We start from the raw sequence: 15,300 nt of genomic DNA, 5'->3' as shown, positions 1-15,300 counted from the left end.
TATTTTGTAGCGAATAAAGCATAAGTATCGTTCTAGGTTTTGTCCACCAAATTTCCCCATAGCCATGAGGTATCTTTCTTTGCTTATCCTAGTTTGCTGTGCAATAAGCTCTTTCAGTTGCGCTGATTCTGAAGAGCCAAGATCTCCTTTGATCGGAACTTGGGAAAACCGAAATTATTCAGATTCTTTGGAGGTATGGTTTGTGGAAAGTTACACCTTTCGAAATGACAGTCTTTTTGATGTCACTGCTTCTGTCAGAAAAACCGAAATTGGAGAGGAGTTAGGTTACAGATTGACCGCTACTTCCTGGTACAATTTCGAAGCGGGTATTTTTCAATATTACTATTCAGACGCAATGATTCATTTCGGAGGGGAGAATCAACCGTTTTATGCGCCCAAGCAGGATTTGAAGCCAGGAATAGTGGATTTTTTCAGAGTGCCTAAAGGCAAATTGACCTTTTCCAGTGATTTGCGTCAATTTACCTTTCAGGAAGATTGTTGGAGCGTAAACGAGGAAAATGACTGCATTGAATTCCCCGCCAAAACCTTTGTGAGGGTCGATTAAGCAGCTTTTTTGCTTTTGTACACCCAATATCCCAATCCTAAGGTGGTGAGAAAGAAAATAGTGGTGGTCCATTCGAATGTTCTTCGGGTAGAGAGCATTTCCGCTATGGATTTTTCTCTTTCAGCTACAGCCCTTTTTAGGGACTGAATGTCTTTCTCTTGTTTAAAAGCGATGGCCTTGTAATCCTCGCCGGTCTGGGTAGCAGTGGTGGTTTCTATCTCTCCGATCATCCTGAGTTCGTCCATGATCAGGTTGTCCTTAGCGATGATGCGTTCCAGCCATTCATTGGTTTCAATCATGTCTTTCTTGGTGCGGTTGCCAAATATGCCAGACTTTTGACTCTCTGATTGCTTCCACTGTTGGGTGAGGGCATCACGTTCCTGCAGCATTTTTTCCAATTTGGCCTGCCCAGCTTCTGTAAATTGTGGCGGGGATAGCGTTAGAAAGGCAATGAGTAATCCTAGGATCATTTTTCTTGAGTTTGTAGCGGACTTAATATAAACGATTCGGAAGGAGAAAAATTTACTTTTGACTGAATATACAGGAAAACAAAGCTGATCATGCCCACAAAAAAGATCAAAGTAGCCGATTGGTACTTCCAGCTTTCAACTGCCTGTGAGTTGATTTCATGAGTCTTCTGCGTCAGGGCATTTCTTAGTTTTTGGATGTCTTGCTCTTGAGAAAGTGTTATGGCTTTATATGCCTCATTGTCCGCCAAAAGACTTGCTTGGTCTATTTCATCCTGTAGCTTCAGGCGTTGGATGATCGCGTTGTCTTTCTTTATGATCCTCATCGCTAGTTCATAGTTAGCGTGCTGCTGAGCTGGTATTTCCACGCCAAATACTCTGGGAGATCTGGGCGTTGATTCTCTAAGGAGCTGCAGCATCTCCTCTCGGTCTGAAAGCATGGTCGAGGCATCAGGACCTGCATATATTTGGATAGGTAGGAAAAGTAACCAGGTAAAAATTGCGAATTTCATCTGTTTATGATTTGTTTTTCAAAGGCCATCCCAACTCGTTTATCGAGATGGTTGGTGGTTTTTTTCTTTCCTTATCCAAACTGTATTCCACTTCACCATTTATTTTTTCCAGGCTCGTGTCATTTCTTTTTTGCCGGGTGGTCCCGGTAAGGTTTCTACTTGTAAGCCTATTTCTTTTAGATTTCTTTTGAGCTGTCCGGAGGCACAGTAGGTCGTAAAAATCCCCCCAGGGTTCAATGCATCACAAACTTTGTTTAAGGCCTCTTTTTCCCACATTTCGGGCTGTTTGCTTGGCGCAAAAGCATCGTAAAAAACCACATCGCTGGGATAAAGCTTTACTTCTTGGAGCGTGGTTTTTTCTTTTTTCATGTTGAAATATTCTGACATGACCACACCTTTGTCCCAGTCAGCCTTGTGCAATCTTTGTAAATAAGGCTTATAGTGAAAAATAGCATCATCCATGTCTCCATAGTTCAACTGGGAATAAATCTCCTCAGAAAGCGGAAAGGGTTCAATGCTGTGATAAAGCACCGGAATCTGATTTTGCTCAGCCCAAACCAGACTGAGCCAGGCATTCAGCCCAGTACCAAAACCTACTTCAAATATGCGCAAAGGCCTGCGATTTGGGTTTTCCATCACCCAGGAATCCAATCCATATAACATAAAGACATGGATGGACTCTTTGAATGCTCCGTGAAAACTATGGTAAGTTTCCTTCAGGGTTTCATTATACAAGGAGTGTGAACCGTCCTCCGTGGTGATGATTTTCAGGTTGTCGCTCATGAGGAATAAATTAATGCTGCACAATAGGCCGAAACTCCTTCTTGCCTACCTACAAAACCCAGTTTCTCTGTAGTGGTGGCTTTGATGGAAATGTCGTTTTCAGGTACATTCATCACCTCTGCCAGGCACTTTTTCATCGTGGGAATGTGTGGGTTGACTTTCGGTAGCTGTAGGCAGATAGTGGTGTCTATATTGCCCACCTCATATCCGGCATTCCTAAGCAAAACCATCACTTCGCTCAGCAATATCTTGCTGTCGATTCCTTTAAATTTAGGATCTTGATCTGAAAAGTGATACCCAATGTCCCGTAAATTGGCTGCGCCTAGCAGGGCATCGCAGATCACATGAATCAGCACATCTGCATCGGAGTGCCCCACGGCACCCTTTTCATGTTGCAGTTTTATTCCGCCAAGCCAGAAGTCATAACCTTCTTTCAGCTGATGTACGTCGTATCCAAAGCCTATTCTGAATTTGTTCATGCCGGGGTAGATTTATAATGTATGACTGAAGAATTTTCTTCACGAATGATTTGGTTAGCCCAATTCATGATTCCTTCCTTTTTTATTTGTGATTTTCTCTGAAACTCCTCCCAGTAAAGATCTGGATTGCCAAGGTGCGCATAGTAGGCCAGATTCATGGCCCGGTTTAGAAGTTGGATAGACTCGTAGGATTTGATCGCTTCAGCCTGGTTTTTTGCTTTTTCCAGTGATAGAGTAGGGATGTCACTCAGAAGAAACTTCCCTATGACCTCATCCAGGGCCTGCTCAGCTTCCACAGCGGATACTCCATTTTCCATTTTGCCCGAAAAAATCAATAGCCCGGGATCCACTGAGCCTAGGATAAAGGAATTGATCGAAGCGAATAGTTTTCCGTTCCTTACCAGTTTGTTTTCTAAGATAGAGGACTTGCCAAAGCCCAGTAAATCAGTGATCAAATCCGCTTCTAAATATCCATCTGCGCATTTTGCGGGCATTTTGTATGCTTTGTAGAGCGCATCAGTCGGGACTGCTGCTTCTACGGTTTTTACTTTTTTGGAAGTCTGCTCAGGTTCTGAGGGGATAAGCTGCTTTGGCTTCGCTAGGTTTGGTATGGGTTCAAACCATTTTTTGGCAAGTTTTTCTACCTCAGTAGCTGTGACAGCTCCGGCTACTACGAGCACAGCATTGTCCGGTCTGTAATGCGCTTGGTAAAAGTCCCAAACATCTTCGGTAGTATAATCAATGATATCGTTGAGCTTTTGGCCAATGGTGGGCCAGCGGTATGGATGCACTTCATAACTCAGGTCTCTGAGGTGGTGAAAGACGTCTCCATACGGTTGATTGATGTAGCGCTGCTTGTATTCTTCCATCACTACTTTTCGCTGGGTTTCCACCGTTTTCTCATTTAGCGTAAGCTGGAACATACGATCCGACTCCAGCCAAAACGCTGTCTCCAAGTTGGCAGCTGGAATGGTGATGTAGTAGTTAGTGATATCTGGACTGGTGAAAGCATTGCAAGCACCTCCTACCCGTTCTAGCGCGCGGTCAAACACAGGGACATTGGCAGAACTGCCAAACATCAGGTGTTCGAAGAAATGCGCCAGGCCGGTTTTGCCCGGGACTTCATTGCGGGAGCCTACTTTATAAAGCAGGTTGAAAACGGCAATTTTGCTTCCTTGGTCTTCGTGTACGATGACTTCAAGTCCGTTTTTGAGGAAAAATCTTTGGTAGGGTAGCATATTTATAGCTTGCAAAGCTAAGATAATTGGCAATTTTGGCTAGTCTGAAGTTTGAGTTTTTAGCTAAACCTTACAATCCCTACTTCAGTTTAACCAGAAAGCGTCCCGTTGATATAAGCGTTCCGGAATTTTTCTAGGAAATTAACGAACTTAGCTTCCTAGCGCACAGTTAGCATCCCAACAAAACCCACATCAGTTCCATTATGAAAAAACATTGCGTAGAACTCCCAGAGACAGGACAGTTTTCACCGTTTTTTTTGGATTACCTAGACGGAAAGCAGCCTCTACAAAAGTTCTATGCGCTACCTCCGGCTTTGGAAAGTTTTGAATCTGCTATCGCAAATAAAAATTTTTCGGATTCTACCAGAGCAGTTTTAACTTCTGCCCTTTCCAGGCAATACGCCAACTTGGAGTTAGCCGATTCAGTAGCTGAGAATTTAAAGTCGCTAGCCTATCCGGATACCTATACTGTCACCACGGGGCATCAGCTGAATCTTTTCACGGGACCATTATACTTTATTTACAAAATCATATCTACCATTAACCTTGCGAAAAATCTCAGCAAGAAATATCCCGATCAGCATTTTGTTCCGGTTTATTGGATGGCGACGGAGGACCATGACTTTGATGAGATCAACTATTTCAAACTAGATGGTAAAAAGTATCAGTGGAAGTCCGCACAAACCGGAGCGGTGGGCGATTTTGAGTTAGATGCGGAGTTCAAGCGTTTTATGAAAACGGTGGATTTTGCTCCTGAGGTTTTCCTAAATGCATATGGCACCTCAAAGACATTGGCTGAGGCAGTTCGCAAGTACGTGAACGAATTGTTTGGAGAGCAGGGTTTGCTAATTGTGGATGGGGATGACCCTGCGCTGAAGCGGGAATTCCTATCCGTAATCAAGTCCGATCTGTTCGAGCACAAACCCTTTGAAAAAGCTACGCAGACCACCGAGGAGTTGGAAGCTTTAGGCTATGGAGGGCAGATTTTCCCAAGAGAAATCAATTTGTTTTACCTGGACAAGGGACTTCGCGAAAGAATCGAGCGGACTGAGAAAGGGTTTGGGGTAGTAAATACAGAATTGAGGTTTACAGCGCAAGAAATGCTGGAATTGGTAGATTCTCACCCGGAGCGTTTCAGCCCAAATGTGGTTTTGAGGCCACTTTATCAAGAGATGATTCTTCCAAATTTAGCCTATCTGGGAGGGCCTTCCGAAGTGGTGTATTGGTTACAGCTGAAAGGGGTTTTTGATCATTTTCAGGTTCCCTTTCCTGTTATTTTGCCTAGGAATTTTGCACTGATTTTGGATAAAAAAACACAGCGGAAGATGGGGCAATTAAATTGGTCTGCCAAAGATTTATTCACGCCGCTGGAAGAGTGGAAAAAGACTTTTGTAAAGGCAGAAGCGAGTATGGATATCGGTTTGGCCAAGCAAAAGGAAGTGGTTGCCTCTCTTTTTGAAAAGAAAGGAAAGGAGGCTGCCCACTTGGAAAAAACACTGGAGGATGCATTCGAAGCAGCTAAAGTCCGCTCATTGAAGATCATAGACCAGATGGCTGGGAAGCTACGCAAAGCCGAGGAGAGAAGGCTTCATACGCAGATTGAGCGTGCCTGTAGTATTCATGATTTCATAGCGCCGGGAGGCAGTCCACAGGAGCGGGTGGTGAATATGATGCAGTTTTACCTGGCGCAGCCAGATTTGATACGGCAATTGTCTGCTTGTTTTGATCCTTTGGATTTCCGAATGATGGTACTGGAGTATGAGTCCTGACAAGCATGCGCTTCGCGCAAAATACAGGAAGCTAAGAGCAGAAATGTCTGAGGAGCAGCTTGAGCTTGGCTCTCAATTGATAGCAGCGCAAACTGCAAAGTTCTTGATGCTGCATTCTGATCTTTTACATTTCCATTTATTTTTTCCAATGGCCCGGCAGCGGGAGATCAATACCTTCCTCATTAAAACCCTACTGGATAGCAAAGGGGCCACAGTGTACACCTCACGAGTCTCCAAGCATTCTATTGTAATGGAGACGCTGAAGCTGAAACCGGATACACGCTTTGCTATGGATTCCTGGGGCATACCTCTTCCTCAGGATTTCGAACTGGCGGACGCGTCGGCTATTCAGGTAGTATTCATTCCCTTGTTAGCTTATGATCAGGCGGGTAACCGGATTGGGTTTGGAAAAGGGTATTACGATGTCTTTTTGGAAGGATTAGCTCCGTCAGTTTTAAAAGTGGGGTTAAGCTTTTTTCCTCCTGAAATACATATCCCTGCTGAATCGCACGATATCCCTTTGGATTATTGCATTACGCCAGAAAATATCCTTAATTTTTGACTTAAATAAAAAGAACGACTATGCGTGTGCCTGTTTTAGCTTTCATGATTCTTTTAGGGATGAGCCTGTTCTCAGCCAGATCAGCAAAGGCGCAAATGAGAGATTTCAATACCATGGTAGGCGTGGTCGGTGGCACTAACTTGGGAGGAACTGTGAAGCAATTCATTACCCAGCCGGGGGCTTTGGATCTTTTGGTCTACCGCAGGTGGAAGGGGACAGTGGCGGCTTTACTTTATGAGCATCATTTTGATATTCGTGAATTTCGGGGTCTGGAATGGTATGTAGGCGCAGGTGGACACTATGGAATGTGGAGGCAGCCAAATGGCGAACCACCGTGGGTTTATAAAATTGATCAGGATTACAATGCTTTTGGAGTGGATGCGATAGTTGGATTGGAATATAATTTCAACAGGAGTAATTTTTACCTGGGGCTGTATTGGAAACCGGCTTATAACTTCCCGGATTTTACAGATTTTTGGGGAGATGAGGCAGCCTTTACCTTAAGGTATTCACTTTAAGTGGTATAGTTTGGTTTTGGTAGGAATGGCTTATTTAGTACGTTTTTATTTGTGTTGGGAATAACCGTATATTTGGAAAAGCAAATAAGCGATTTTTTATTATAGATTTAAGGGCTTAGCTTTGGATTCTTCTTTAAGAATCAATTATGGATAAGTTTTCTTATATCGCTAATGCTCACGTGTCTTATATCGATGAGCTTTACTCTACTTACAAGAGTGACCCAGAATCAATCGACCCAAGCTGGAAGGAGTTTTTTGACGGTTTCGACTTCGCACTTACAAACTACGGTGAGGAAGAAAATGGAGCCGCTACAAATGGAAAAGCTGCTGCGCCTGCTAAGAATGGAGCCTTGGCTACTCCAGGTACCATTATGGACATGGAGCAGCTGCCCAAGGAGATCAAAGTAAGAGCTTTGATTCATGCCTACCGCTCCAGAGCTCACCTGAGATCCAAGACCAACCCGGTAAGAGAAAGACGAGATAGAAAAGCACTGATCGATCCTCAGGATTTTGGTTTGGGGCAGGAGGACATGAATACCGAGTTCCAGGCAGGCAATGAAATCGGGATAGGAACTGCTAAACTTTCTGTAATTCTGGATTCTTTGAAATCCATTTATGAAGGGTCTGTGGGATTCGAATACCTATATATCCGTGACCCGGAGATGCTAGATTGGTTTAAGACCAAAGTGGAAAAAGATGCACTGGCTTTCAATCCAAAGCATGAGGAGAAGAAAAGGATTCTCTCCAAGCTTAACCAAGCGGTGGTCTTTGAAAACTTTTTGCATACTAAATATCTTGGTCAAAAGAGGTTTTCCCTAGAAGGAGGAGAAAGTACCATCCCGTTTTTGGATGCAGTGATTAATACCTCCTCTCAGCTGGGAGTGAAGGAAGTGATGATAGGAATGGCCCACAGAGGACGTCTGAATGTACTTGCCAATATCATGGGTAAGACCTATGAGCAGATTTTCTCAGAATTTGAGGGTACAGCCAAGCCAGACCTGACTATGGGGGATGGGGATGTGAAATATCACATGGGGTATTCCAGTGATATCGTGACTCCTGATGACAATAAAGTGCACTTGAAACTGGCTCCAAATCCTTCTCACCTGGAAGCTGTGGACCCGGTGGTCGAAGGATTCTTACGAGCTAAAATAGACTCTGAGTACAAAGGCGATAAGACTAAAGCGCTTCCGATTTTAATACATGGAGATGCTGCAGTCGCCGGACAAGGTATTGTATATGAGGTGACCCAAATGGCAGATCTGAAGGGATACAATACCGGAGGAACCATACACTTTGTGATTAACAATCAAGTAGGTTTCACTACGGATTTTGATGATGCTAGGTCTTCAATATACTGTACCGACGTAGCCAAAATCATAGATGCCCCTGTAATCCATGTGAACGGGGATAATGCAGAAGCGGTGGTTTTTGCTGCAAAACTCGCAGCGGAATTCAGACAGAAATTCAGCAGAGATATTTTTGTGGATATGGTTTGTTACAGACGTCACGGACACAATGAGTCTGATGAGCCTAAGTTCACTCAGCCGGAATTGTATAATATTATTTCCAAGCACCCTAATCCAAGAGAAATCTACGTAAAGCGCTTAGCTGAGCGTGGTGACATGGAAGCAAAATTGGCTTCGCAAATGGATGAGGAATTCAGACAGTTGCTTCAGGATCGTTTGAACTTGGTAAAAGAAAAGCCACTTCCTTACCAGGCTACCCGGTTTGAGGAGGAGTGGGGTAACCTGAGAAGGTCCAAGCCAGAGGATTTTGACAATTCCCCAGAAACAGGAATTGATGAGGCTACTATAGAAAAAGTAGCTGAAGCCTTGACGGTAATTCCTAAGGGTTTTAAGCCGCTGAAGCAAATCGAGGCACAGTTAAAGCAGCGTAAGGACATGTTTTTCCAGTCTAAAACCTTAAACTGGGCGGCAGCAGAACTCCTGGCTTATGGTTCCTTGACTTTGGAAGGCAAAACCGTCCGACTTACCGGTCAGGATGTACAGCGCGGTACTTTTTCCCACCGTCATGCTGTTTTGCATGATGCCAATACCAATGAGGCCTACAACTCCCTGAAGGAAATGAAGGATAGGAAAGGTGAATTTTATATTTATAATTCACTGCTTTCTGAATATGCGGTACTTGGATTTGAATATGGATATGCCATGGCAAACCCACATTCCCTGACCATCTGGGAAGCGCAATTTGGTGATTTCGCCAACGGCGCTCAGACCATGATCGATCAGTTTATCACTTCGGGTGAATCAAAATGGCAGAAAATGAATGGTTTGGTGATGCTACTTCCTCACGGGTATGAAGGTCAGGGGCCTGAGCACTCCAATGCCCGTCCGGAGCGATTCCTACAGCTGGCAGCAGAATACAATACCGTGGTGGCAAACGTAACGGAGCCATCTAACTTTTTCCACTTGTTGAGAAGGCAATTGGCTTGGGAATTCAGAAAGCCTTGCATCGTAATGTCCCCTAAATCGCTATTGAGACATCCTAAAGTAGTTTCTCCTTTGGAGGAATTCACCTCAGGAAAATTCAAAGAAGTGATCCCGGATACCACCGTGGAGGCCAAAGATGTGAAGCGGGTAGTTCTTTGCTCTGGAAAAATCTACTATGATCTGGAAGATGCCCGAGAAAAGGAAAAGGTGAAAGACGTAGCAATCGTACGCCTGGAACAGCTTCATCCACTTCCGAAAAAACAAATGCTGGAAGTCTTGAAAGGATATCCAAAAGCTGAAGTAGTATGGGTGCAGGAAGAACCATCCAACATGGGCTATTGGAACTATCTGTTGAGGCTGCTTTACAAGGAGATCCCAATGGATGTAATCGCCAGAAAAGCGAGCGCTTCCCCAGCTACAGGCTACAATAAGGTCCATGTAGAAGAGCAAAAAGGCATCATTGCAAAAGCTTTAAACTTAAAATAATCACTGCTCTCTTTTAGAGACATCCAAAATAATCGTAACATTTTGTTCCTCTCTTTTTGAAAGGAAAGAGACAAAAAGAAAAACTTATGAGCAAAGAAATTAAAGTTCCGGCTGTAGGAGAATCCATCACAGAGGTGACCATCGGCCAATGGTTTAAAAACGATGGAGACGAGGTTCAGATGGACGAGGTTCTATGTGAATTGGAATCCGATAAAGCGACTTTTGAACTGCCCGCAGAAGCTTCCGGCATTCTCAAAATCAAAGCCCAAGAGGGAGATGTGCTAGAAATAGGAGCAGTGATCTGTGAAATAGACGAGGCCGGGACTCCAGGCAAATCAGCGCCAAGTAAGGAGTCAGAATCAACTCCGAAAACTGAAGAAAAATCTTCTGGAGCCAAAACTACTGGAGAAGTAAAAGAAATGGTGGTTCCTACTGTAGGAGAGTCTATCACCGAAGTTACTTTGGCAAACTGGATCAAAGGTGATGGTGATTATGTGAAGTTGGATGAGATCATTGCTGAGGTGGATTCCGATAAAGCAACTTTTGAACTGCCAGCCGAAGCTTCAGGGATTCTTCGCCATGTGGCTGCGGAAGGTGATGTGCTTGAAATTGGCGGAATGATCTGCAAAATCGAAGTGACAGAAGGGGAACCGGCTGCGGCAGCTAGTTCTGAACCATCTGCTGAATCAGCCGCATCTTCTCCATCTGGGGATTCAAACTACGCTACTGGACATGCTTCACCTGCTGCCGCTAAAATTTTGGCTGAAAAGGGAATTTCTCCCGAGTCTGTAAAAGGCACAGGCAAAGACGGCAGAATCACCAAGGAAGATGCTCAGGCGGCTCAGAAGCCTGCTCCAGCTCCAGCAAAAGCGGAAAAGAAACCAGCAGCAGCTGCTGCTCAAGAGCCAGTTTCTGGTTCTAGAAATGAGCGCAGAGAGAAAATGTCCTCTTTGAGAAAGACCGTTGCCAAGCGATTGGTCTCTGTGAAAAATGAAACGGCCATGCTGACCACCTTCAATGAGGTGAACATGAAGCCAATCATGGATTTGAGATCCAAGTTCAAAGAGCAGTTCAAAGAAAAGCATGGTGTAGGACTTGGATTCATGTCTTTCTTCACTAAAGCCGTTTGCGTAGCGCTTCAAGAATGGCCTGCTGTAAATGCAAAAATTGACGGAAACGAAATCGTTTATAACGACTATTGCGATATTTCCATCGCTGTTTCTGCTCCGAAAGGATTGGTAGTTCCGGTGATCAGAAATGCTGAAACACTGAGCTTTGATCAGGTAGAAAAAGAAGTAGTGAGACTAGCTACAAAAGCCAGAGACAACAAGCTTTCTATAGAGGAAATGACCGGTGGTACTTTTACTTTGACCAACGGAGGGATCTTCGGGTCCATGATGTCAACTCCTATCATCAACGCGCCTCAATCTGCTATCCTAGGCATGCACAACATCGTACAGCGTCCGATGGCAGTAAACGGTGAAGTGGTGATTTTGCCGATGATGTATGTGGCACTTTCCTATGATCATAGAATCATCGATGGTCGTGAATCCGTGAGCTTCCTGGTAAGAGTAAAAGAATTGCTTGAAGATCCTACAAGATTGTTGTTTGGAGTTTAACTGTTGTACAAGGTAAAATGTACCAAGTACAAAGTATTGGCAAATAGGTAATCATGTGGTTTTGGGTTAAATTGAATAGAAAAATTTAATCTAAAACACATTGATATGAATCGTTACAAAGAATTACTTGTTTGGCAAAAGGCCATTGATTTGGCGGTGGAGGTTTATCAGATCACAGAAAAATTACCGAAAGAAGAACGGTAGGGTTTGATAAGCCAGATCAATAGAAGTGTTGTTTCAATCCCTTCTAATATTGCTGAAGGAGCTGGAAGGAATACGAATAAAGAGTTCAATAATTTCTTGGGAATAGCCCAAGGATCTTCTTTTGAATTGGACACTCAGTTGATTATTTCTAATCGACTGAATTTTATTTCGAAGGAAGAATATCATAAAGTAGAATTACAGCTTGAGCATATTCAGAATATGATAGCTAAGCTTAAGAAAAGTCTAAATGTTTAACTTCAGGCTGCTTTGTACTTTGTACTTAGTACCTGGTACAAAGACAAAAAAATGTACGACGTAATAGTTATAGGTTCTGGTCCGGGTGGATATGTTGCAGCGATTCGCTGCGCGCAACTTGGGCTGAAAACCGCCATTGTTGAAAAATACCCAACGCTAGGAGGAACTTGCCTGAATGTAGGCTGTATTCCATCCAAAGCATTGTTAGACTCCTCAGAGCACTACCACAATGCTGCCCATACTTTTAAAACCCACGGTATAAACCTGAGCAATCTGAAAGTAGATCTCAAGCAGATGATCAGCCGTAAAGATGATGTGGTAAAGCAAAACACGGATGGTATTAATTACCTGATGAAAAAGAACAAAATCGATGTTCATCAAGGTGTTGGTTCATTCGTGGATAAGACAACTGTAAAGGTGACCAAAGATGATGGGTCCTCTTCAGACATTCAAGGCAAAAATATTATCATCGCTACAGGTTCAAAACCATCCTCCTTGCCATTCATCAAGCTGGACAAAGATCGTGTGATTACTTCTACAGAAGCATTGAACCTGAAAGAAATCCCTAAACATCTGGTGGTCATCGGAGGTGGTGTGATCGGATTGGAACTGGGCTCTGTGTATGCCAGAATGGGGGCAAAGGTTTCTGTGATCGAATTCATGGATTCATTGATTCCTACCATGGATCGTACCATGGGAAAAGAACTTCAGAAGTCTTTGAAGAAAATCGGTTTCGAGTTTTTCTTGAAGCATAAAGTGACTGCTGTAGAAAGCAAAGGCAAAGAAGTAACTGTAAAAGCAGAAAATCCAAAAGGCGAAACGGTAGAAGTAAAAGGCGATTATGTGCTGGTTTCTATCGGTAGAAGACCTTACACCGAGGGGCTGAATGCAGAGGCTGCAGGAGTAAAACTGACCGACAGAGGACAGGTGGAAGTAAATGATCACTTGCAGACCAACGTTCCGAATATCTATGCAATCGGTGATGTGGTAAAAGGCGCAATGCTAGCTCACAAGGCTGAAGAAGAAGGTGTGTTTGTCGCCGAGACTATTTTGGGACAAAAACCACATATCAATTACAACCTGATTCCGGGTGTGGTTTATACTTGGCCAGAAGTGGCAGCGGTAGGTTATACCGAGGAGCAATTGAAGGAAAAAGGCATCAAATATAAAGCTGGTAAATTCCCGTTCATGGCTTCTGGCCGTGCGAGAGCATCCATGGATACAGATGGTTTGGTGAAAGTCCTGGCAGATGCTGAGACCGACGAAATTCTAGGTGTGCACATGATTGGTCCTAGAACGGCTGATATGATTGCTGAAGCAGTTGTAGCGATGGAGTACCGCGCATCTGCTGAAGATATTGCTAGGATGTCTCATGCGCACCCGACTTACACAGAGGCTTTCAAGGAAGCTTGTTTGGCGGCTACCGACAACAGAGCACTGCATATATAGTAAAATTAGTACCCTTGCTGATTATAGCCATTCGGAGAGATTCGGATGGCTTTTTCTTTGGTCGAATTTTTGGTTTAATTAGTGTATGAAGTTTAAAATTGCCCTTATTGGTGCCGGAAATGTCGCCTGGCATTTGGCGCCGGCCTTAGAAGATGCTGGTCATGTCATTACAGAAGTTTTTGCTAGAACTATTAAATCAGCAGAGCAAATCACTAATCGGGTTTACGCTGGTGAACCCAAAGATGACTTGGACTTTTCAGGCAGCGAGGCTGAAATTTTTATTTTGGCTGTAAAAGATGCAGCTATTATGGATGTAGCTGACGAGATCATTTTGCCTGAGGATTCTATTCTGGTACATACTTCAGGATCGGTGGGATTGGACATGCTCAACTATAGCTCGGCTAGTTACACAGGTATCTTTTATCCTTTGCAATCCTTTACAAAAGGCAGAAAAATAGAGTTTGACGAAGTCCCGTTTTTACTGGAGTCAGACGATGAGGAGACTTTACAAAAGTTAAGAAAACTGGCCAAAAGTCTCTCACCGTTAACTTATACGGTCCGCTCCAAGGATAGAAAAGCCATGCATATTGCTGCTGTTTTTGCCAGCAACTTCTCCAATCATATGATCAGAATAGCTGAAGAGGTGATGCATAGGCAAGGGTTGGATTTTGAAATGCTTAAGCCTTTGATCATTGAGACCATTTCTAAAAGTCTCCAAATGGGCGCTAAAGCTGCTCAAACCGGGCCTGCCATACGTGAAGACTATGAAACCCTGGAAGACCATCATCGGTTTTTGAGCTATAATGAAAACATTGCTGAAATTTACCGCTTGATCTCCCAGGATATAATAGACAGCTAATCAATGCGTCCAAGATCCGAATTTACCAGATCTATAATCCGCATAAGCTTCTTGAATCTGCTCTTGGCTGTTCATGACGAAAGGTCCCTGAGCTACGATGGGCTCGTGGAAGGGTGCTGCATGACCCAATATTAGTATGGTGTCCTCGGTGGCTTCTACATTGATGGTAGCTGTGTTTTTTTCGAACTCCACGAGATGTCGGAAAGGAACCTCTGTTCCATTGACTTCCAGTTCACCTCTTACTACATAGAAGAAAATCTGCTCCCCTGCCGGGATTGACTTTTCAAACCTTGAGCCATTTTCCATATGAATGGTACTCATGGTTAGGGGGAAATTGCCGTCGAATGCCCCTTTAGCTCCATTCCATTCTCCAAAAAGCTGCTGTACCTTTGTCTTACGCTGATTTAGCGTGAAGGTTGGAATCTGATCTTTTTGAAGACCTATGTAATTTGGCTCCATCATTTTCTTATCAGCAGGTAGATTTAGCCAAAGTTGGAGAAGCTCCAGTTCACCTCCCTTTTTCTTGAATTCTTCGCTGCTTACTTCTGCATGGATCAAACCGCTTCCCGCAGTCATGTATTGTACACCGCCCGGTCCTATCACTGATTGGTGCCCAGATGAATCCATGTGGGTAATATCTCCCTCCAGGATGAAAGTTACAGTCTCCATTCCCCGGTGCGGGTGTGGGCCAAAAGGCAATCCTTGGTTATTGCTAGGGTAGATTTGATGCCCGTGGTGGTTGAGAAAAAGAAATGGGTCCAAGTGGTTCAAGCTTTGCGTGGGCATGGGGCTATAGGTCACTAGATCTGCGATAGGCCTGAATTCCGCCTTGTGGATTTTCTTGATATTATTCATAGTTGCTGTAATTAATGTATATACATGTAATTGTTTTTGCCTCTAAATAATTCCATTTGTTGAATCGAAATTTTAATTGGCTGTTTTGGGATGGTGAAAAGCGAACATGGATATCCGAAATGATGCCAGTAAGGAATATCTCTTTGCTCAACTGGTCAGAAAACCGATACTACCACTTCGCTCAGTACAAGTGAGCAAAGACCTATTTTTGCCGGTAGGCAGGCCAT

General features: G+C 43.8%; 15 protein-coding genes. 9 read left to right on the top strand and 6 right to left on the bottom strand.

The features are described 5' to 3' along the window. The first annotated feature begins 64 nt into the window (after window positions 1-64). A complete protein-coding gene (locus PBT90_RS15810; protein ID WP_264807476.1) occupies window positions 65-565 on the top strand; it encodes a hypothetical protein in 501 nt (166 codons plus the stop codon). Here PBT90_RS15810 and PBT90_RS15805 read toward each other — a convergent pair. The 5 genes from PBT90_RS15805 to PBT90_RS15785 all read right to left on the bottom strand — a co-directional run bounded on the left by PBT90_RS15805 (window position 562) and on the right by PBT90_RS15785 (window position 4,044). Further along, window positions 562-1,035, bottom strand: coding sequence for a Clp protease ClpB (locus PBT90_RS15805; RefSeq protein ID WP_264807475.1), 474 nt, complete (start codon window positions 1,033-1,035; stop codon window positions 562-564). The genes PBT90_RS15810 and PBT90_RS15805 overlap by 4 nt on opposite strands. Beyond that, complete coding sequence (locus PBT90_RS15800) at window positions 1,032-1,544, bottom strand: hypothetical protein (RefSeq protein WP_264807473.1); 513 nt, start codon at window positions 1,542-1,544, stop codon at window positions 1,032-1,034. Before PBT90_RS15800 ends, PBT90_RS15805 begins: the two co-directional genes overlap by 4 nt. A 99-nt stretch (window positions 1,545-1,643) precedes the next feature. Further along, window positions 1,644-2,327 carry a tRNA (5-methylaminomethyl-2-thiouridine)(34)-methyltransferase MnmD gene (mnmD, locus tag PBT90_RS15795; protein WP_264807472.1) on the bottom strand — a complete coding sequence of 228 codons (684 nt, stop codon included), beginning with the start codon at window positions 2,325-2,327 and terminating at the stop codon, window positions 1,644-1,646. Then, entirely contained in the window at window positions 2,324-2,806 is a 483-nt protein-coding gene (gene ispF / locus PBT90_RS15790) for a 2-C-methyl-D-erythritol 2,4-cyclodiphosphate synthase (protein WP_264807470.1), read from the bottom strand. Before ispF ends, mnmD begins: the two co-directional genes overlap by 4 nt. Then, window positions 2,803-4,044: a M16 family metallopeptidase gene (locus PBT90_RS15785; RefSeq protein ID WP_264807469.1), complete on the bottom strand. Its 1,242-nt coding sequence runs from the start codon at window positions 4,042-4,044 to the stop codon at window positions 2,803-2,805. The genes ispF and PBT90_RS15785 overlap by 4 nt, the downstream gene beginning before the upstream one ends. 203 nt (window positions 4,045-4,247) lie before the next feature. Between PBT90_RS15785 and bshC the strand changes: the two genes are divergently transcribed. The 8 genes from bshC (at window position 4,248) to PBT90_RS15745 (ending at window position 14,218) form a co-directional block, all read left to right on the top strand. Next, complete coding sequence (gene bshC, locus PBT90_RS15780) at window positions 4,248-5,813, top strand: bacillithiol biosynthesis cysteine-adding enzyme BshC (RefSeq protein ID WP_270129950.1); 1,566 nt, start codon at window positions 4,248-4,250, stop codon at window positions 5,811-5,813. Continuing rightward, window positions 5,803-6,375 carry a 5-formyltetrahydrofolate cyclo-ligase gene (locus PBT90_RS15775; protein ID WP_264807466.1) on the top strand — a complete coding sequence of 191 codons (573 nt, stop codon included), beginning with the start codon at window positions 5,803-5,805 and terminating at the stop codon, window positions 6,373-6,375. The genes bshC and PBT90_RS15775 overlap by 11 nt, the downstream gene beginning before the upstream one ends. A gap of 59 nt (window positions 6,376-6,434) precedes the next feature. Continuing rightward, entirely contained in the window at window positions 6,435-6,893 is a 459-nt protein-coding gene (locus PBT90_RS15770; protein WP_264807465.1) for a hypothetical protein, read from the top strand. Between the two features lie 146 nt (window positions 6,894-7,039). After that, complete coding sequence (locus PBT90_RS15765; RefSeq protein WP_264807464.1) at window positions 7,040-9,832, top strand: 2-oxoglutarate dehydrogenase E1 component; 2,793 nt, start codon at window positions 7,040-7,042, stop codon at window positions 9,830-9,832. A gap of 86 nt (window positions 9,833-9,918) precedes the next feature. Continuing rightward, the gene (gene odhB / locus PBT90_RS15760; RefSeq protein ID WP_264807463.1) at window positions 9,919-11,451 is read left to right on the top strand and encodes a 2-oxoglutarate dehydrogenase complex dihydrolipoyllysine-residue succinyltransferase; all 1,533 of its coding nucleotides are present in this window, start codon (window positions 9,919-9,921) and stop codon (window positions 11,449-11,451) included. Between the two features lie 207 nt (window positions 11,452-11,658). Then, on the top strand, window positions 11,659-11,910 hold the full coding sequence (locus PBT90_RS15755; protein ID WP_454665270.1) for a four helix bundle protein: 252 nt from the start codon (window positions 11,659-11,661) through the stop codon (window positions 11,908-11,910). A 51-nt stretch (window positions 11,911-11,961) separates the two neighbouring features. Then, window positions 11,962-13,359: a dihydrolipoyl dehydrogenase gene (gene lpdA / locus PBT90_RS15750; protein ID WP_264807461.1), complete on the top strand. Its 1,398-nt coding sequence runs from the start codon at window positions 11,962-11,964 to the stop codon at window positions 13,357-13,359. Window positions 13,360-13,444: 85 nt separating this feature from the next. Then, the gene (locus tag PBT90_RS15745; protein WP_264807460.1) at window positions 13,445-14,218 is read left to right on the top strand and encodes a Rossmann-like and DUF2520 domain-containing protein; all 774 of its coding nucleotides are present in this window, start codon (window positions 13,445-13,447) and stop codon (window positions 14,216-14,218) included. Here PBT90_RS15745 and PBT90_RS15740 read toward each other — a convergent pair whose 3' ends face one another. Beyond that, on the bottom strand, window positions 14,219-15,073 hold the full coding sequence (locus tag PBT90_RS15740; protein ID WP_264807458.1) for a pirin family protein: 855 nt from the start codon (window positions 15,071-15,073) through the stop codon (window positions 14,219-14,221). Window positions 15,074-15,300: the final 227 nt, after the last annotated feature.

Origin of the sequence: Algoriphagus sp. TR-M9 (assembly GCF_027594545.1) — a bacterium.
GTDB lineage: Bacteria > Bacteroidota > Bacteroidia > Cytophagales > Cyclobacteriaceae > Algoriphagus > Algoriphagus halophytocola.
This window is presented reverse-complemented; position numbering and strand designations above follow the sequence as displayed.